This is a genomic window from Streptomyces sp. NPDC032822, from assembly GCF_055578825.1.
The window spans coordinates 94893-111732 of record NZ_JBVIOL010000012.1 but is presented as its reverse complement, the minus strand read 5'-3'; the positions used below and the strand labels follow the sequence as shown (position 1 = coordinate 111732).

General features: G+C 70.7%; 16 protein-coding genes and 1 pseudogene. 8 read left to right on the top strand and 9 right to left on the bottom strand.

The window, feature by feature from the left end; translation table 11 throughout:
* Positions 1–39: 39 nt before the first annotated feature.
* The 4 genes from ACZ5VD_RS30430 to ACZ5VD_RS30415 all read right to left on the bottom strand — a co-directional run bounded on the left by ACZ5VD_RS30430 (position 40) and on the right by ACZ5VD_RS30415 (position 3635).
* A complete protein-coding gene (locus ACZ5VD_RS30430; protein WP_468683915.1) occupies positions 40–819 on the bottom strand; it encodes an IclR family transcriptional regulator in 780 nt (259 codons plus the stop codon).
* A gap of 214 nt (positions 820–1033) precedes the next feature.
* A complete protein-coding gene (locus tag ACZ5VD_RS30425; protein WP_468683914.1) occupies positions 1034–1972 on the bottom strand; it encodes a dioxygenase family protein in 939 nt (312 codons plus the stop codon).
* An 11-nt stretch (positions 1973–1983) separates the two neighbouring features.
* Positions 1984–3039: a maleylacetate reductase gene (locus ACZ5VD_RS30420; RefSeq protein ID WP_468683912.1), complete on the bottom strand. Its 1056-nt coding sequence runs from the start codon at positions 3037–3039 to the stop codon at positions 1984–1986.
* Positions 3039–3635 (bottom strand): nuclear transport factor 2 family protein, encoded by a 597-nt coding sequence (locus ACZ5VD_RS30415; RefSeq protein WP_468683911.1) that lies wholly within the window; start codon positions 3633–3635, stop codon positions 3039–3041. Before ACZ5VD_RS30415 ends, ACZ5VD_RS30420 begins: the two co-directional genes overlap by 1 nt.
* Before the next feature lie 763 nt (positions 3636–4398).
* Between ACZ5VD_RS30415 and ACZ5VD_RS30410 the strand changes: the two genes are divergently transcribed.
* The 4 genes and pseudogenes from ACZ5VD_RS30410 to ACZ5VD_RS30395 all read left to right on the top strand — a co-directional run.
* A complete protein-coding gene (locus ACZ5VD_RS30410) occupies positions 4399–5040 on the top strand; it encodes a (2Fe-2S)-binding protein (RefSeq protein ID WP_468551650.1) in 642 nt (213 codons plus the stop codon).
* 12 nt (positions 5041–5052) lie between these two features.
* The gene (locus tag ACZ5VD_RS30405; protein ID WP_468551651.1) at positions 5053–6033 is read left to right on the top strand and encodes an FAD binding domain-containing protein; all 981 of its coding nucleotides are present in this window, start codon (positions 5053–5055) and stop codon (positions 6031–6033) included.
* Positions 6030–8216 (top strand): xanthine dehydrogenase family protein molybdopterin-binding subunit, encoded by a 2187-nt coding sequence (locus ACZ5VD_RS30400; protein WP_468551652.1) that lies wholly within the window; start codon positions 6030–6032, stop codon positions 8214–8216. The genes ACZ5VD_RS30405 and ACZ5VD_RS30400 overlap by 4 nt, the downstream gene beginning before the upstream one ends.
* A 145-nt stretch (positions 8217–8361) precedes the next feature.
* Positions 8362–8793, top strand: a pseudogene (locus tag ACZ5VD_RS30395) (XdhC family protein); the annotation flags it as partial.
* On the opposite strand, the gene ACZ5VD_RS30390 reads toward ACZ5VD_RS30395, so the two are convergent.
* The 4 genes from ACZ5VD_RS30390 to ACZ5VD_RS30375 form a co-directional block, all read right to left on the bottom strand.
* Positions 8711–9376, bottom strand: coding sequence for a response regulator (locus ACZ5VD_RS30390; RefSeq protein WP_468551653.1), 666 nt, complete (start codon positions 9374–9376; stop codon positions 8711–8713). The pseudogene ACZ5VD_RS30395 and the gene ACZ5VD_RS30390 overlap by 83 nt on opposite strands.
* The gene (locus tag ACZ5VD_RS30385; protein WP_468551654.1) at positions 9373–10641 is read right to left on the bottom strand and encodes a sensor histidine kinase; all 1269 of its coding nucleotides are present in this window, start codon (positions 10639–10641) and stop codon (positions 9373–9375) included. The genes ACZ5VD_RS30390 and ACZ5VD_RS30385 overlap by 4 nt, the downstream gene beginning before the upstream one ends.
* 179 nt (positions 10642–10820) lie before the next feature.
* Positions 10821–11276 (bottom strand): MarR family winged helix-turn-helix transcriptional regulator, encoded by a 456-nt coding sequence (locus ACZ5VD_RS30380; protein ID WP_468551655.1) that lies wholly within the window; start codon positions 11274–11276, stop codon positions 10821–10823.
* Positions 11277–11529: 253 nt separating this feature from the next.
* Positions 11530–11985, bottom strand: coding sequence for a MarR family winged helix-turn-helix transcriptional regulator (locus ACZ5VD_RS30375; RefSeq protein ID WP_468683910.1), 456 nt, complete (start codon positions 11983–11985; stop codon positions 11530–11532).
* Between the two features lie 73 nt (positions 11986–12058).
* Between ACZ5VD_RS30375 and ACZ5VD_RS30370 the strand changes: the two genes are divergently transcribed.
* On the top strand, positions 12059–12850 hold the full coding sequence (locus ACZ5VD_RS30370; protein ID WP_468551657.1) for an SDR family NAD(P)-dependent oxidoreductase: 792 nt from the start codon (positions 12059–12061) through the stop codon (positions 12848–12850).
* Positions 12851–13322: 472 nt separating this feature from the next.
* Here ACZ5VD_RS30370 and ACZ5VD_RS30365 read toward each other — a convergent pair whose 3' ends face one another.
* On the bottom strand, positions 13323–14096 hold the full coding sequence (locus ACZ5VD_RS30365; RefSeq protein WP_468551659.1) for an IclR family transcriptional regulator: 774 nt from the start codon (positions 14094–14096) through the stop codon (positions 13323–13325).
* A gap of 115 nt (positions 14097–14211) precedes the next feature.
* Between ACZ5VD_RS30365 and ACZ5VD_RS30360 the strand changes: the two genes are divergently transcribed.
* From ACZ5VD_RS30360 to ACZ5VD_RS30350, 3 genes are read left to right on the top strand one after another with little or no spacing between them, the layout of a single operon-like run.
* On the top strand, positions 14212–15288 hold the full coding sequence (locus ACZ5VD_RS30360; RefSeq protein ID WP_468683909.1) for a cupin domain-containing protein: 1077 nt from the start codon (positions 14212–14214) through the stop codon (positions 15286–15288).
* Positions 15285–16115 carry a fumarylacetoacetate hydrolase family protein gene (locus ACZ5VD_RS30355; RefSeq protein ID WP_468551661.1) on the top strand — a complete coding sequence of 277 codons (831 nt, stop codon included), beginning with the start codon at positions 15285–15287 and terminating at the stop codon, positions 16113–16115. The genes ACZ5VD_RS30360 and ACZ5VD_RS30355 overlap by 4 nt, the downstream gene beginning before the upstream one ends.
* A complete protein-coding gene (locus ACZ5VD_RS30350; RefSeq protein ID WP_468683908.1) occupies positions 16112–16837 on the top strand; it encodes a maleylpyruvate isomerase family mycothiol-dependent enzyme in 726 nt (241 codons plus the stop codon). Before ACZ5VD_RS30355 ends, ACZ5VD_RS30350 begins: the two co-directional genes overlap by 4 nt.
* Positions 16838–16840: the final 3 nt, after the last annotated feature.

The following is a 16840-nucleotide window of genomic DNA, read 5'->3' as shown; positions in this document are numbered from 1 at the left end:
TGACGAACCTGTCCGTCGAGGGGCACAGGCCGGCGGAGATTACGAGGTGTCAATGGGGATGCCCGGCCGCCAGCCGAGACTCCTGGACAGTCCCAGCCCGCTCGCGACCAGGGAGGGAACGGTCGCCTGCAGCTTGATGGAGCCCGCGGCCACCACGACCGACAGTGCCGCGACGACCTTGCCGCGGCCGTCGACGATGCGCGTCGCGACGGACTCGGCCCCCTCGCTCAGCTCCTCCTTGACGACCACCGTTCCGGTCGAGCGACAGGACGCCAGTTCGCGACGGAGTTCGACCGGATCCACGATCGTCCTGGGCGTGAAGCGTTGCAGCCTTCCCGCCAGTACCCCATCGATGAAGGCCGGACTGCTGTGGCTCAGCAGCACCTTGCCCACCCCTGAGCAGTGCAGCGGCAGAAGGCCGCCGACCTGGGATGTCAGACCGACGGCGTTGACGGCCGACAAGCGCTCGATGATCACGGCCCGGTCGCCCTGGAGGACAGCCAGCTGCACATGCTGACGAAGGGCCGTGTACAGGTCCTCCACGAACGGCTGCGCGGCGCTGCGCAGCGTCTCGGCGCGCGGTGCGAGAGTCCCCAGGCGCCACAACCGCAGACCGATCGCGAACCGCTTGTCGCGGGTGCGCTCCAGCGCGCCGGCCTCCACGAGTTCCAGCGCGAGGCGTCTGGCGGTGGCGTGCGGCATGCCGGTGCGCCGGACCAGGTCGGCGAGACTCAGCTCGGTGTGATCGGGATCGAAGGAGAACAGCAGGTCCCACAGTCGAGAGCTGACTGAGCGTCCTGGCTCGTGCGCGCGAGGCATGGGCCTCTCCTCCATTGACCGCTTTCGCGGACTCGGTCCCGCTGCCGGCCGGAGCGGACGACGAAATCCAACGCGTCGAAGTCTCCGGATTGTGCCGCTCCTGGTTGGTCGGGTGCTCACGCTCCGCGCCTGCCGTGCGGACCGCTCCGGTCGTTTGCCACCGGGCCACCTCGCTGTGCGTCGGCATCGGCACTGAACCTGACGGCACACACGGTCATACGTCCTTGGGGGCGAGGACGATGTCGAAGCGGACCCGGCTCCATATGCCGTCGAGGACGCGGCCGTCGGGTGTCGGTGTGCCGGCGGGCTGCCGCTCGAACTGCTTGATCAGGGAGTCCTTCACGCCGAAGACGGTGTCCTTGCGGCCGATCGGGTCGCCCTCGGGAAAGATGTGGGTCACCAGCGTGCGCCTCCCTTCGTGGGACACCATGAAGTGCAGGTGGGCGGCGCGCAGCGGTGAGCGGCCGACGGAGCCGAGCATCTTGCCGACGGGTCCGTCGTCGGGGATGGGGTACGGCGTGGGGGTGAGGCCCCAGAAGCGGTAGCTGCCGTCGGCCGCGGAGAAGAGGTGTGCCCTGCCGGCGCGCTTGCCGGCCTCGTACTGCACGTCGTAGAGCCCGTCCTCGTCGGCTTCCCAGACCTCGATGAGCGCGCCGCCGAGCGGGGTGCCGTCGGTGTCGGTGACGGTGCCCTCGACCCAGCAGGGCTCGCCGGGGGCACCGAAGGCCAGGTCGTCGCCGAGTTCGATGGCGGGGGAGTCCTCGACGAAGAACGGCCCGAAGACGGTGGCCTCGGTGGCGCCCTCGTGGGCCTGGTTGTTGACGTTGATCGTCTGCATGCTCGCGCCGAGCGTGTCGGAGAGCAGGATGAACTCCTGCCGGACGTCGTCGGTGATGTGGCCGGCCTCGGTGAGGAAGCCGATCGCCGTCTCCCACTCCTCCTCGGTCAGCCGGACCTCGCGGATGAAGGAGTGCACGTGCTTGACCAGGGAGATCATGAGTTCCCGCAGCCGCGGGTCCCGGCAGGTGTCGAAGGAGGCCACGACGTTGTCGACGAGTTGCTGCTCGACGGCCTGCTCCTCCGGTGACACCTCGCGGCAGATGGTGCCCCGGGCGCCGGCCGGGGCCGAGCCGGGGTTGACGTAGGTAGCCATGACGGCCTCCTTCAGTTGATCGGTTCGCCGGCCCAAGCCGCCTTCAGCAGCGCGGTCAGGTTCTCGTCGGTGACAGGGGCCGGGTTGTTGTCGGGGATCGCCTGCGTGATCGGCCCCAGCGCCTTGGCGATGCCGTCCTCGGGCATGCCGTAGTCGCGCAGCGCCCTCGGCGCGTCCAGCACCGCGCGCAGGGCGGCCAGTCCGGCACCGGCCTTCCGGGAGCCGAAGGCCTGGGCGATCCGGGCCTCCTCCTCGGGAGCGTGCGGGGCGTTGAAGGCCAGCACGTAGGGCAGCACGACCGCGTGGGTCTGTGCGTGCGGGAGGTGGAACATGCCGCCGAGGACGTGGCAGATCTTGTGATGCATCCCGGAGCCGGCCGAGGCGAACGCGACGGCGGCGAGGTAGGCGCCGTACAGCGTCTGCTCGATGCCCTCGACGCCGGTCGAGTCGTCGGCCACCGCCGGCAGACCGGTCGCGAGTGCGCGGATGCCCTCCTGCGCGAGCGCCCGGTCGAGCGGGTCGGCACGCGGTCCCCACATCGAGTCCACGCAGTGCGCCATCGCGTTCAGGCCGCTGGCCACCGTCATCTCGCCGGGCAGGGAGGTGAGCAGACCGGCGTCGTAGACGACCGAGGCGGGCAGCACTTTGTCGTCCACGCCGGTGGTCTTGGTCTCGCCTTCGGTCAGGCCCCACACGTTGGTCGCCTCGGAGCCCGCATAGGTGGTGGGTACCGCGATGATCGGCAGCCCGGTGGTCAGCGCCACCGCCTTGGCCAGCCCCGTGGTCGAACCGCCGCCGACGCTGACCAGGATGTCCGCGCCCGCGTCGACCGCCGTCCAGCGTGCGCGTCGCGCGACCTCGACCGGTACGTGCATCACGACCTCCTCGTGACGCAGGACGACGGGGATCTCCTGGGCGATCGGGTCGGCCAGCTCCTTCTCGCGGTCCGACGCGATCAGCATGACCTGGGAGCCGCCGAGTGCCTCGACCTCTGCCGCCACGGCGGCGGGTGACTCCCCGGTCGCGAACACCACTCGTTGGGGGAGGGTTTCGTGGGTGAACCTCATCAGGCTCCCGCCAGCCATTGCTCGCCTTCGCCGTAGAGCTGCTCCACTGCTGTGCCGGTGAGGCCGGGAAGCCCGTCCTTCACCGTGAAACCCGCCTTGGTCTGCACATAGCCCAGGTGCCGGTAGCCGGTCGGGAACCGGTTCAGGAGTTCGGGGTCCAACGTCAGTGAGGCGGCGGGGTCCACGACGTCGAGCCGGTCCTTCTCGTAGATCGGCTGCCGGCGCACGAGGGTCCAGCGACCCTCGTGGCGGGAGAGGAAGTCGTAGAAGCGGCCGGTGCACACGACATCGACCTCGACACCGTCGACGCTCGCGCGCTGATTGATGGTCATCTTCGTCTGGGCGACGGCCCGGACGCCGACGATGTCCGCGGTGTGGCCACCCAGGAAGTGCAGGATGCTGACGCCGTTGTCGAAGCCCTCGCGGCTGGCCTTGATGAAGTCGGTGGCGCTTCCCTGGAACCAGGTGGCGCTCATCCGGCCGTCGCGCGGATGCCAGACCGTGGCGAAGCGGCCCCAGTCTCCGGCATCGCGCCACAGCACCCAGTTCTCGACGAGCTGCCGGATCTCATGACGGTCGTTGTCGGTCTGCGACATCGTTCACTCCTTGGAGGGCGGAGATGCTGGAACGGGGGCGTCGTCAGATGGACCGGGAACTCTTTCAGCTCGCGGTCGAGTTGCTGGGACCATCCCTGTACGTCGAACTCTCCGCCCCTGGTGTCACGTCACGAACCCTGATGTCCGTTCATCGAACAGTCGCGTGTGGGTGAGGCGGTCGACTGTCCTCCCCGGCGACCCCTGTTCCGGGCAGGGGCGTCGAGTCTTCGGAGAAGCGAGTATCAAGATGCTTGATGCAAGCGTACTTGCTTGGTGCGAATCAAGAGGTTAATGCTGGGCGGGTGCACCGAACCCTGATCACTGACGGCTCCTCGGTCGGCGGTGACGCTCGCGCCGCGACATCGGCCGACGTCCGTGCCCTCCTCCCGGTGGCTCTGCCGGCGGACCCGTCGAACGGCCTGGCCATCGAACCGCGCGGGTCCGACACGGCCGTGTCGGACCCGCTGACCGCCGGTGACGTCCCGCTGCCGGAAGGCCTCGCCGGAGTTGGCGGCTTCGCGCTGCTCCGCAGACCTCGCCGGGCTGCGCCCGGCGGAATGGGTGTGCCTACCGGGCCTGGAAGGCCGGTGAGCCGCGCTCGACACACCTCTGGGCGCCGAATCGGCCCTGCTGTCCGGCGGCACCACCCCTCTCTTGTCATCGCGCCGGCGGGAACAGCAGTCCGCACGGGTCTTCGCGGTGCGGCTCGGCCATCGATACGCCCCTGACCATCACCCGCACCCCCCACCGAGGGAGAGTGGACATGTCGACCGAACGTCCGCCCCAAGCCGCGACCTCCCCCAGCGAGTCCCCCACACCACCCACCCGGCGTACCTTCATCGCCGCGACCACCGTTGTCGGAGGTGCCGCCGTGGCGGGTGGACTGATCGCGGCGCCGCCCCTGCTCGCCGCCGAGGAAGCGGTGGCCGCCGAGGGCCCGCCAGGCAGCCGCCTCTCCTTGACGGTCAACGGTGTCCGGCACACCGTCACGGTCGACAACCGCACCTCACTGCTGGACCTGCTGCGCGAGCATCTCGACCTGACCGGCTCGAAGAAGGGCTGCAACGCCGGTGCCTGCGGCGCCTGCACGGTCCTGGTCGACGGACGCCGGGTCAATTCCTGCCTGACGCTCGCCGTGCGACTGGAGGGTGCCGAGGTCACCACGATCGAGGGCCTGGCGCAGGGTGACCGGCTCCACCCACTGCAACAGGCGTTCATCGACCAGGACGCCTTCCAGTGCGGCTTCTGCACGCCGGGCCAGATCGTGTCCGGCGTCGGGTGCATCCAGGAGGGTCACACCGGCTCGCCGGAGGAGATCCGGGAGTGGATGAGCGGCAACATCTGCCGCTGCGGCTGCTACGTGAAGATCGAGCGGGCGGTCGAGCAGGCCGTCGGCCGGAAATGAGGGCAGATCCCCATGCACCCCTTCACCTATACCAAGGCCATGGACACGCGAGATGCCCTCAACGCCGGTCGACGCGGCGGCCGTTACATCGCCGGCGGCACCACACTCGTCGACCTGATGCGGGAGACCGTCGAACGTCCCGGCTCGCTGGTCGACATCAACGCCCTGCCGCTGCGCGAGATCACCGTCACCGAGCGCGGGGGCCTGCGCATCGGCGCCCTGGTCCGTATGGCCGAGGCCGCCGCCCATACCAAGGTGCGTGTCCTGTATCCCGTCATCTCCGAAGCGCTGGAGCTGAGCGCCTCGGCCCAGCTGCGGAACATGGCGACCATCGGTGGCAACATCATGCAGCGCACCCGCTGCACCTACTTCCGTGACGTGAGCGCCGCCTGCAACAAGCGCGAGCCGGGCTCCGGCTGCGCCGCGCTGCAGGGCTACAACCGCAGCCACGCCATCCTCGGTACCTCCGACTCCTGCGTGGCCACCCACCCCTCCGATGTCGCCGTGGCCTTCGCGGCGCTGGAGGCGAGCGTGCACCTGCTGGGCCCGGACGGGGAGCGCCGTGTCACCATCGCCGACTTCCTGCTGCGGCCGGGCAGCACGCCCAACCGCGAACAGGCCCTGCGCAAGGGCGAGTTGATTACCGCTGTGGAGATCCCGGCCCATGTGCGCCCGCTGAAGTCCGGTTACCTGAAAGTGCGCGACCGTCAGTCCTACGAGTTCGCGCTCACCTCGGCCGGGGTCGCGCTGCACATCCGAGGTGGCGTCATCCGCGAGGCGAAGGTCGCCGTCGGCGGTGTGGGCACCGTGCCGTGGAAGCTGTCCGCCGTCGAGCAAGCCCTGATCGGCGAGCGGCCCTCGGACCGGCTGTGGGCGGAGGCCGCCGGGCATGCGGCGGACGGGGCGCGCCCCCTCACGCACAACCGGTTCAAGGCCGAGCTGCTCACGCGCACCGTCGAACGCCAGCTGAGCACCGTAGGAGGCAGCAAATGAGCCAGCCGCAGGCAGCGGTCGGTGCGGCGGAGCCCCGGGTCGACGCACGGCTGAGGGTGACCGGGCAGGCGAAGTACGCCGCCGACAACAGCCCTGACGGGGTCGTGCACGCGGTGCTCGTCGAGAGCAGGGTCGGCCGGGGCCGTGTCACCGGCATCGATGCCCGCGCCGCCGAAGCCGAGACCGGCGTCGTGAAGGTGATCAGTCACCTCAACGCGCCCAAGCTGCCGCCCGTCCAAGGGGGATTCCCGCCGGGCCAGCCGCTGCGTCCCTTCCAGGACGATCGCATCCGGTTCTTCGGCCAGCCGGTCGCGGTCGTGGTGGCGACCACGCTGGAGACCGCCCAACACGCCGCCGGCCTGGTGCAGGTCTCCTACGACGCCGAACCTGTCTCCACCGACATCAGCGACGCCGAACCCGCCGACGACCCGGAGACCTATGCGCGCGGTGACGCCGACGCAGCCCTGGAATCCGCCCCTGTCCGGCTGGACCTGACGTACCGGATGGCCCGCAACCACCACAACCCGATGGAGCCGCACGCCACTGTCGCCCGCTGGGACGGTGGCCGGCTGACCGTCTGGGAGAAGACCCAGAACGTGGTGGGCGCCGTGCGCACCCTGTCCGGTGAGTTCGGCATTCCCCCCGAGGACGTCCGCGTCATCTCGCCGTTCGTCGGCGGGGCCTTCGGCAGTGCCGCCCGTACCTACGTGCACTGCGTCACCGCGGCCCTGGCCGCACGCGAAGTGAAACGGCCCGTCAAGCTCGTGCTCACGCGCAGGCAGTTGTACTTCGGCGTGGGATTCCGGCCCGCCTACGAGTACGACCTGAGTCTTGGCGGCAACCGGCAAGGCCGCCTGACCGCGTCGGCGCACGACATCCGCACCGAGAGCTCCCGCTACGAACGGCACAGCGAACACGTTCTGGAACCCGGCCGGATGCTCTACAGCACGCCCAACGTCCGTCAGGCCTACCGTCATGTCCCGCTGGACGTGAGCACCCCGTGGTTCATGCGCGGCCCCGGCTACGCCAGCGGCGCCTTCCCCGTCGAGTCGGCGATGGACGAACTCGCCCACGAACTGGGCCTGGACCCGATCGAGTTGCGGCTGCGCAACGAACCCTCGGCCGACGAGTCCACCCATCTGCCGTTCTCCACCCGCCGCCTACGCGACTGCTACCGGGCGGGCGCCCGCGAGTTCGGCTGGCACCGGCGCAACCCCAAGCCCCGCTCGACGCGTGACGGCGACTGGCTCATCGGTATGGGCATGGCCGCCGGCGTGTACGACACCCAGCGCAGCGCGGCCCAGGCCTCGGTCCGGCTCGACGCCGACGGCACCGCCCTGGTGCAGTCCGCGACCAGCGACATGGGCCCCGGCACGGCGACCTCCATGACCCAGGTCGCCGCCGACGCCCTCGGCCTGACCATGCGCCAGGTGATCTTCCGGCTCGGCGACTCCCTCATGCCCCCGGCTCCCGTCCATGCCGGCTCGCAGACCATGGCCAGTGTCGGATCCGCCGTCCAGGACGGCTGCGACAAGCTGCGCCGGCAGGCGATCACCCTCGCGGTCGAGGACGAGGGATCACCGCTGTACGGGGCCGACGCCGCAGACATCGTCGTACGAGGCGGCCGGCTGTATGTGAAGGACGAGCCCACACGCGGGGAGACGTACCAGCGCCTCCTGGCCCGCAACAACCGCCCCCACCTCGAAGCGATGGGCTCGTACGCCGGGGCGCCGGAATCGGAGAAGTTCTCCTTCTACGCCTACGCCGCGACCTTCGCCGAAGTCGCCGTCGACGCCCGCCTCGGCCTCGTACGGGTGCGGCGCATGGTCGGCGTGTACGACGCCGCCCGCATCGTCAACCCGAGGCTCGCCGACAGCCAGGCGATCGGGGCCATGGTGGGCGGCATCGGTCACGCCCTCCTGGAGCACACGGTCACCGACCACCGCGACGGCCGGATCGTCAACGCCAACCTCGCCGACTACCTCGTGCCGACACACGCGGACATGCCCGACATGAAAGCCATCTACATCGATGGCGAAGACTACGAGGCCGACCCGATCGGCGTGAAGGGACTCGGCGAGATCGTCATCGTCGGAGTGGCGCCCGCCATCGCCAACGCGGTCTTCAACGCCACCGGCCGCCGCATCCGCGAACTGCCCATCACCGCCGAAGCACTGCTCTGAGCCCCCGGGTGGCCGGTGTGCCCACCCGGCCACCCGGGCCCGCAAGCGTCCGGCGGCTTGCGACGCCACACCGCCGGGCACCAGGGCCGCCGCCGCAGCCTTCTCCCCTAGGGCGCGGCGGCGGTCCCCTGAAGTCACTCACGACGCCACGTTCGACATGGCCCGACTGCGTCTGGCACTGGCCCTCCTCGTCGGCCACGTCGACGCCATGGGCTCGCGACGCACTCACGAGCACCGCATCGACCTGCTCCAGGAAGCCGGCATCTCCCCGGGCCCGTTGGCCCGTCCGCACTCACCGATCGGCCTGGAGATCGGTGCCCGTACTCCCGAGGAGACAGCGATCTCCATCACGGCGGAGACCATCGCCCACGCCAACCGCGGCACGGGCCGGCCTCTGTCGCACGGCACCGGCCCCAGCCGCCGTCCCGCGCGGCCTCTGCCCGGCCTGGCGACGGCGGTGTGCACGTCAGCAGCCGCCGTCCGCCTGCAGTCGGTCATGCGCCGGGGTGGGCGTGGCCGGTCTGGTAGGCGATCACGACGAGTTGGGCGCGGTCGCGGACGTCGAGTTTGGTCATGATGCGGTTCACGTGGGTCTTGGCGGTCGAGGGCGAGATGTGGAGCTGTTCGGCGATGGCGTCGTTGGACAGGCCGGCGGCCACGAGGACGAGCACCTGGCGCTCGCGTTCGGTCAGGCTTGTCAGCTCCGGGGGCGGAGTGCTCTTCATGTCGGGTGTGGTGAGGTAGTGGGCGATGAGTGCCTTGGTCGCCCTGGGTGACAGCAGCGCCTCTCCCCGGGCGACCAGCCGGATGGCGTCGAGGAGGTGGGAGAGGTCCACGCTTTTGCCGAGGAACCCGCTGGCTCCGGCTCGCAGCGCCTGGAAGACGTGCTCGTCGGCTTCGAAGGTCGTCAGGATCAGCACCCGTACGCCCGCGAGATCCTCGTCCGCCGAGATGGCGCGGGTGGCGGCGAGGCCGTCCATGTCGGGCATCCGGATGTCCATCAGCACGACGTCGGCGCACGTGCTGCGGGCCAGTGCGACCGCTTCTCCACCCGTCGCGGCCTCTCCGACGACCTCCATGTCCGGCTCCGACTCGATGAGCATGCGGAAGCTGGTGCGTACGAGGGCCTGGTCGTCGACGAGCAGAACGCGGATGATCATCCTTGCCTCCCTTCACCGGCGGTCGCGCGCGGGGCTGTGCCGGACCGATCCGATGCGCGGGTGTCGGTCGGTGGTCCGGCTGCGGGTATCGGCAGACACACAGCGAGGCGATAGCGGCCGTCGGCGTCCGTTCCGGCGCGGAGGCTGCCGCCGACTGCGTGGGCGCGCTCGCGCATTCCCGTCAGCCCGTGTCCGGTGCCCGCCGCGGCCGACGCCGGGGACGGGCTGGTGCGTGGCAGGTTGGTGATCTGGATACGGAGGTCGCCGGGCCCGTAGTCGAGGAGCAGGTCCGCCTCGGCGGTCGCGCCGTGTTTGTGGGCGTTGGTCAGCCCTTCCTGGATGACGCGGTAGGCGGCCAGGTCGATGGTGGTCGGCAGGGGGCGTGGGTGGCCGGCCTGTTGACGGCGGACGCTCAGCCCGGCGGCGGCCAGCGATTCGAGGAGCGCTCCGAGGCGGGACAGGCCGGGCACGGGGTCGGTCGGTTGTGCCTCGTCCGTCTCGTCGTCGGACCGGCGTAGGACGTGCAGCAGCGGGCCCAGTTCGTCCAGGACCATGCGGCCGGAGTCACGGATGTGGCCGAGCGCCACCTCGGCCTGGTCTGGTCGGCCTCGCAGCAAGTGACCGGCGACCCCTGCCTGAATGGTGATCAGGGCGATGTGGTGGGCGATCACGTCGTGGAGTTCCCGCGCGATGCGCAGCCGTTCTTCGGCGACCCGGCGGCGGGCCTCTTCCTCCTTGGTCGCCTCGGCCCGCAGCGCTCGTTCCTCCATCGCGGCGGCGTAGGCGTGCCAGGTGCGGACAGTGGCCCCGACGGCGGCGAACATCCCGGTCCAGGCGAGCACGGCGCCGGCCTCCGGGCCGGTGGCCGAATCGGTAGCGTAGGTGATGACGGCGTACAGGGTGAGGGCCGTGCCCGAGACGGCGATCAAGGCGATCCGTCGGCGGACCGTCCGGGCCACGGTGTAGACCGCGATGAACGCGGTGATCTTGAGTACCCGCGACGGATACGACGCGAGGACGGTGAAGGCCACCTCCCCGAACATGGTCAGCGCCAGGACGGGTAGTGGTGCCCGGCGGCGGGCCAGCAGGAGCAGGAACGCGGCCGCCGCGGCGACGGCGTCGGCGCCCGAGGGGCGTATGCCGTCGGGCCACCGTCCGAACAGCAGGGGCAGCAGGCCGATACCGCCCACGAGGGTGGCGAGGGCGGCGTCCAGCAGGCGTGGGTGAGCGCCGGTGACCCGCTGCAGCGACACAGGTCCGATCACGGCTTCACCGTCCCTTCGTGCAGATCCTCGGTTTCGGACGGAAGTGGCCGCCTGTCCTCACGCCCGAAGACGTACGAGCGGGCGACGGCGTGGCCGCGGCAACCGGGATCACGCGTCGCGTCGCTCGGACAGCACGGCCGCACCGGCCAAGAGGCCCGGGTCGGCAGGCCGCCAGTGGCTCATGCTTCCCGGACCACGTCGGCGACTTCGTCGAGCAGTGTCCTCAGCTGTGTGGCCTTCTGGGGACCCAGCTTCTCAGCGATCAGCTGTTCGATTCCTACGATCACGGTGTCGGCGTCGCGCAAGGAGTCGTGGCCGGCGTCGGTGAGGTGCAGCTCCTGCACGTGCCGGTGGCGCGGGTGCGGTCGGCGTTCCAGGTGGCCGCGCTCCTCCAGGCGGGCCACCTGGGAGGCCACGGCTTGCGGGGTGACGTTCAGGCGGCGGGCCAGTTCCGCGCCGGTCAGGCCGGGATCGCTGTAAATGTTCATCAGCAGGGTGTACTGCGCTGCCGCCAGGCCCAGCGGTCGCAGCCGCTGATCCTTCCGGGCCTGTACCGCCCACTCCGCCCGCCGAAGCGCCCATGTCACTCGCTCCAGTGCGTTGGCAGTGATGGGCCGCTCGTCATCGTGGTTCACGCGGCGAGAATACGGCACCTGGGCAGGTGTAAACCGCCTGGCATGCATAAAGCAGCAGAAGGCCAAGACGGTACGACCGCTCCGCCGGGCGGCTGATGCCCCGCGCGAGGTGCGGGACGGTGTCCAGGTGGTCATCCATGCCCCCGGGATCGGCCTTGTCCGGTTCGTCCACCGGCCGCCGGGCGCTGTGCGGCACGTGACGCGGGCTCTCGCCTGGCCCGACGGCGGTCAGGCGGAGATTGCCGTGGCGCGGTCAGTCCTCGCGTATCGTCTCGGCCACGCGGTTGAGCAGCGCCCGGAGCTGCGCCGAGTCCTCCGCACCGAGACCACGGGTGACCTGCAGTTCGATGCCGGCGATCACTTCGTCGGCCGCGTGCAGCGCCTCCCGCCCGGCGTCGGTGAGATGCAGTTCCTGCACGTGCCGGTGGCGCGGATGCTCGCGTCTTTCCAGCTGTCCGCGGCTCTCCAGGCGTGCCACCAGTGAGGCGACGGCCTGAGGGGTGACGTTGACGCGGCGGGCCAGCTCGGCGCCGGTCAGACCCGGTTCGTCGTGCACCGAGATCAGGAGTGTGTAGTGCGGGGCCGCCATGCCCAGCGGGCGCAGCCGTTGTTCCTTGAGTGACTGCACCGCCAGTTCCGCGCGGCGCAACGCCCAGGTCACCCGGTCAAGGGCGTAGGGCCCGACGGGCTCCTCATTGTTTCGTATCACGGGAGAAGGATACGACACTTCACCACTGTCAAACGTTTGACACATGCTCGTCGTTTGGCTCATACTCATGCTCATGACTCGTACCATCGCTCTGATCACTGGCGCTTCCTCCGGCATCGGCGCCGCTTACGCCCGGCTCCTGGCCGACGACCACGACCTCGTCCTGGTGGCGCGACGCGCCGACCGGCTCGCCGACCTCGCCGGGGAACTCCGCGCCCAAGGCGCAACCGTCGAGGTACTGCCCGCCGACCTCATGACCCACGACGGCATCACTGCCGTCACCGACCGCCTGGCCGCCGGGGACGTACGCACTCTGATCAGCAACGCCGGCGCCGGCGGCTACGCCCCGCTCGCCGACGTCGAGTCCGCGGACGTCGACCGCCTGCTCACCCTCAACGCCGTCGCCCCCGTCCGGCTCGTCCACGCCGCGCTCCCCGCCATGCTCGCGGCAGGCGACGGCACGATCGTCACCGTCGCCTCGCTCCTCGCCTTCAGCGGCGGGCTGGCGGACCCGCGAGCCCCCCGGCGCACCCTGTACGTCGCCGCGAAGGCCGCCACCCTGGGCTTCACCCGCACCCTCGCCAACGAACTCGCCGACACCCCGCTCCGGGTCCAGGTGCTGTGCCCCGGAGTGGTGGCAACCGAATGGAACAGCGGTGCCGGCCACAACATCCCCTGGGCGATGACGCCGGAGGACGTGGCATCGGCCAGCCTGGCCGGACTGCGTCTCGGTGAGACCGTCTGCGCCCCGGGACTGGAGGGCCAGGACTCTGCCCTCGATGCCCTGCTCAGTGCAGAGACGGCCTTTGTCGCAGGTGGCAACCAGCCCGCACTCGCGGCCCGTTACACGACACCGCGGGCCTAGGACGGCCGCGACCGGCAGGCAGCCGACGGCGCCTGCGGCCAGGTGACGGCGGGAAGAGTATTTTGCCGGTCCACCGGTGGCCGTCGACGTAGGTGAGGGCTCCGGCGGGCTCGATGATCCGGTGGAGGCGGTGCCCCTCGCGCGGCGGGTCGACGACTGTCCGGCGCACGTGGTCGCTGGTCGTCCGAGACGGTTCGCGGGCTTCGCGGCCCTTGCGCCGCAGGATCCGACGGCTGCGGTCGTGGAGCTGCGCCGGGCGGTGGAGAAGCTCGGAGAACGGCCAAGGTGTCGGCCTGCGGAATCAACCCGGGCGAGGCCGCGATCCTGCAGTGGCTCTGCCCGACAGGTCTCCGGCGACGTTCCGCGGGGTCAGGCGGCGACCTGGTGGGGGATCATCGACCCCGCGGGCGCGGCGAGGCACGGGACCAAGACGGAGGCTGCGCGGCGGCAGGCGGCAACGTCCTGCACGGCCTCACAGCGCCTGACCGATGTCCCGTGCGGTGCTGAGCAGAGGCTGGGACAGCTCGGCGAGCCGCGCGCGGGTGCAGCGGACGGACGGAGCCGCCACGACCACGGCGGCTACGACGGCGGCCGTGCGGTCGCGCACACAGGTGCCGACGGCGTGTACTCCGCGCTCGCTCTCCTGGAGATTGAGGGCGTAGCCGTGGCGGCGCACGGACACCAGCTCGTTCATCAGGCTCTCGAAGTCCTTGGAGGCTTTGGCGCGGTCCTCGGGGAGTCCGTTGGGGTAGAGGGCCCGGAGCCGGTCGCCGGGCAGTGCCGCGAGCAGGGCCTTGCCGCCCGAGGTCACGTGGGCGGGCAGGAGTGTGCCGGTGCGGTAGCTGACACGCAGCGCCTGGGGGCCCTCCACGCCGTCGAGGAAGCGGCTGCCGTTGCCCTCCAGCACCATCAGGTGGGTCGTCTCTCGGACGGCGTCCGCCAGTCGTCGCAGGTGGGGATGGGCGATGGTGATCAAGTCCGGGGGAGGGGCCACCTGGCTTCCCCTGATGGCCTGCAGCGCGGGACCCGGCCGGTACACCTTGTGGCGGTCCTGCACGGCGAAGCCCTCGAAGACGAGCATCGCGAGGATCCGATGCGCGGTCGAGCGCGCGACGCCGAGCCGGTCGGCGACGTCCATGACGCGAAGCTCGTCGAGCTCGTGCAGCAGGCGGACGACGCGCAGTGCGTTGCCGGCGGCGCTCACCGGATACGAGGGGCCGGGCGAAGGGCTACCTGAATTCTCCATAGCGGAATCCTACTCTTCAAGGATTCCGCTGAGGGGAAACGGTACGTAGCGTCAGGGACAGCGCGGAACGCACTGCGCTTCCGGCGGTCGCCGCGCACACGACCTGGAGGTTTCCGTGACCGACACCACCAGCGAACAGGCCGAGCGCAAGCTGCTCGACGAGCTGTACGCGGACTTCGAGGACGCGGGCCTGATCCCGCTGTGGACCCAGGTGGACGGCCTCATGCCGATGTCGCCGCAGCCCGCGGCGGTCCCGCACCTGTGGCGGTGGGCGGAGCTGCTGCCCATCGCGCAGCGCTCCGGAGAGCTCGTGCCGGTGGGGCGTGGCGGCGAGCGCCGTGCCATGGCCCTGTCCAACCCCGGCCTCCCGGGCCTGCCTTACGCCACTCCCACCCTGTGGACCGCGATCCAGTACCTGGGCCCGCGCGAGGTCGCCCCCTCGCACCGGCACAGTCAGGGAGCGTTCCGGTTCGTCGTCGAAGGCGAGGGCGTGTGGACCAACGTCGACGGGGACGCGGTGGCGATGCGGCGGGGCGACCTGCTGCTCACCCCGAGCTGGGCCTTCCACGAGCACCAGAACGTCTCCGACGAGCCGATGGCCTGGCTCGACGGCCTCGACATCCCGCTCGTCTCCAAGCTGGACGCCGGTTTCTTCGAGTTCGGACCCGACGAGCTCTCCACCCGTGAAACCCCTGCGCGCTCGCGCGGCGAACGGCTGTGGGGGCAGCCCGGTCTGCGCCCGATCAGCCTGCCCGACCAGCCCAACTCCCCGCTGAACGCCTACCGCTGGGAGCACACCGACGCCGCCCTGACCGCCCAGCTGGAGTTGGAGCTGGAGGGCGTACCGGGGGTGCTGGAGCCCGGGCACGCCGGAGTCCGCTTCTCCAACCCCACCACCGGCAGGGACGCCCTGGTCACGATGCGCACCGAGATGCGCCGACTGCGGGCCGGCACCCAGACCGCCACCGTGCGCTCGGCCGGCTCCGCGATCTGGCAGGTGTTCGAAGGCGAGGCGGTCGCCCATGTCGGCGACAAGGTCTTCGAGATCGCCAAGGGCGACCTGTTCGTCGTCCCGTCCTGGTGCGAGGTCTCCCTGTCCGCCCGCACGCAGGTCGACCTGTTCCGTTTCAGCGACGAGCCCGTCTACGAGGCGCTCGGCCTCGCCCGTACCTCCCGAGGAGAACACAAGTGAAGCTCGCCACCATCCGGGTCGAGGGCACCACGCGCGCCGTCCGCGTCGACGAGGACAAGGCCGTCGACCTCGGCGAGAACGACCTGGTGGCCTTCCTGCGCCACAGCGACTGGGCGACGCGTGCCGCGGACGCCGACGGTGAGACGTACGAAGGCGCCCTGGACTACGCCCCTGTCGTCGTCGCACCGGAGAAGGTCGTGTGCGTCGGTCTCAACTACCGCACCCACATTCTGGAGATGGGCCGCGAACTGCCCTCGCACCCGACACTGTTCTCCAAGTTCGCGCGAGCGCTGGTCGGTGCGTACGACGAGGTGACCCTGCCCGCCGCGTCCACGCAGATGGACTGGGAAGCCGAACTCGGCGTCGTCATCGGTACCGAGATCCGGCACGCCGACACGGAGCAGGCGCGGGCCGCGATCGCCGGGTACACCGTGCTCAACGACGTCACCGCCCGCGACTGGCAGTACCGCACCACCCAGTGGGACCAGGGCAAGACCTTCGAGGCCACCACCCCCATCGGTCCGTGGCTGGTGACCGCCGACGACCCCGCGGTCTTGGCCCAGGGCCTGAGCCTGACCTGCGAGGTCGACGGCGACACGGTCCAGAAGGCCGACACCGGTGACCTCGTCTTCGACCCGGCCGCACTGGTCGCCTACCTGTCCGAGATCGTCACCCTGGTGCCCGGCGACGTGATCGCCACCGGCACTCCGGGCGGGGTCGGACACGCCCGCAAGCCCGCCCGCTATCTGCAGGACGGTTCCCTCCTCGTCACCCGGATCGAGGGGATCGGCGAGACCCGCAACACCTGCCGCCGGGAGACACGGTGAGCGCCCGCCCGGCCACGATGCTGGAGCGGGCGGCCAAGGGCACGGCGGCCTTCGAAGCCGCAGTGCACCGGCTGACCGACCCGGCACTCACCAGGCCTTCGTCCCTGCCGGGCTGGAGCCGGGCCCACGTCGTCGCCCACGTCGCCCGCAACGCCGACGCTCTCGTCAACCTCCTGACCTGGGCACGGACAGGCGTCGAGACGCCCATGTACGCAAGTGGCGACCAGCGTGCGCGTGAGATCGAGGAGGGCGCCCGGCGGCCGGCCGGGGAGTTGCGTGCCGAGTTGCTCGCGGCCGGGAGCCGTCTCGCCGAGGAACTGGCCGCGCTGCCCGAGGAGCGCTGGGCGGCGACCGTCCGCACCGCGCGAGGGCGTGAGGTGCCCGCCTGCGAGGTGCCCTGGATGCGGGCGCGCGAGGTATGGGTCCACGCCGTCGACCTGAACATCGACACCGGCTTCGACGACGTGCCGCACGACGTGTGCGCGGCCCTCGTCGACGACGTGGCCGCCTCCTTCCGGGGGCGACCGGAGTGCCCCTCCGTCCGGCTGCGGTCCAAAGACAGTGCCCACACCTGGCTGCTGGGCGACGTGGCCGGCGGCGAGCCGGTCGTGGTGAGCGGTGACCTGCCCGGCCTGGCCGCCTATGCGACCGGGCGGCCCGCGCCCGGCCCCCTGTACCCGACCGGCGGGGGGCCCCTGCCGAAACTGCCCGCGTGGCTGTGAGCG

Bases quoted from the DNA above. Each gene is read 5' to 3' on its own strand.
- ACZ5VD_RS30430 (WP_468683915.1), bottom strand. From the start codon at position 819: ATGCCTCGCGCGCACGAGCCAGGACGCTCAGTCAGCTCTCGACTGTGG.
- ACZ5VD_RS30425 (WP_468683914.1), bottom strand. From the start codon at position 1,972: ATGGCTACCTACGTCAACCCCGGCTCGGCCCCGGCCGGCGCCCGGGGC.
- ACZ5VD_RS30420 (WP_468683912.1), bottom strand. From the start codon at position 3,039: ATGAGGTTCACCCACGAAACCCTCCCCCAACGAGTGGTGTTCGCGACC.
- ACZ5VD_RS30415 (WP_468683911.1), bottom strand. From the start codon at position 3,635: ATGTCGCAGACCGACAACGACCGTCATGAGATCCGGCAGCTCGTCGAG.
- ACZ5VD_RS30410 (WP_468551650.1), top strand. From the start codon at position 4,399: ATGTCGACCGAACGTCCGCCCCAAGCCGCGACCTCCCCCAGCGAGTCC.
- ACZ5VD_RS30405 (WP_468551651.1), top strand. From the start codon at position 5,053: ATGCACCCCTTCACCTATACCAAGGCCATGGACACGCGAGATGCCCTC.
- ACZ5VD_RS30400 (WP_468551652.1), top strand. From the start codon at position 6,030: ATGAGCCAGCCGCAGGCAGCGGTCGGTGCGGCGGAGCCCCGGGTCGAC.
- ACZ5VD_RS30390 (WP_468551653.1), bottom strand. From the start codon at position 9,376: ATGATCATCCGCGTTCTGCTCGTCGACGACCAGGCCCTCGTACGCACC.
- ACZ5VD_RS30370 (WP_468551657.1), top strand. From the start codon at position 12,059: ATGACTCGTACCATCGCTCTGATCACTGGCGCTTCCTCCGGCATCGGC.
- ACZ5VD_RS30365 (WP_468551659.1), bottom strand. From the start codon at position 14,096: ATGGAGAATTCAGGTAGCCCTTCGCCCGGCCCCTCGTATCCGGTGAGC.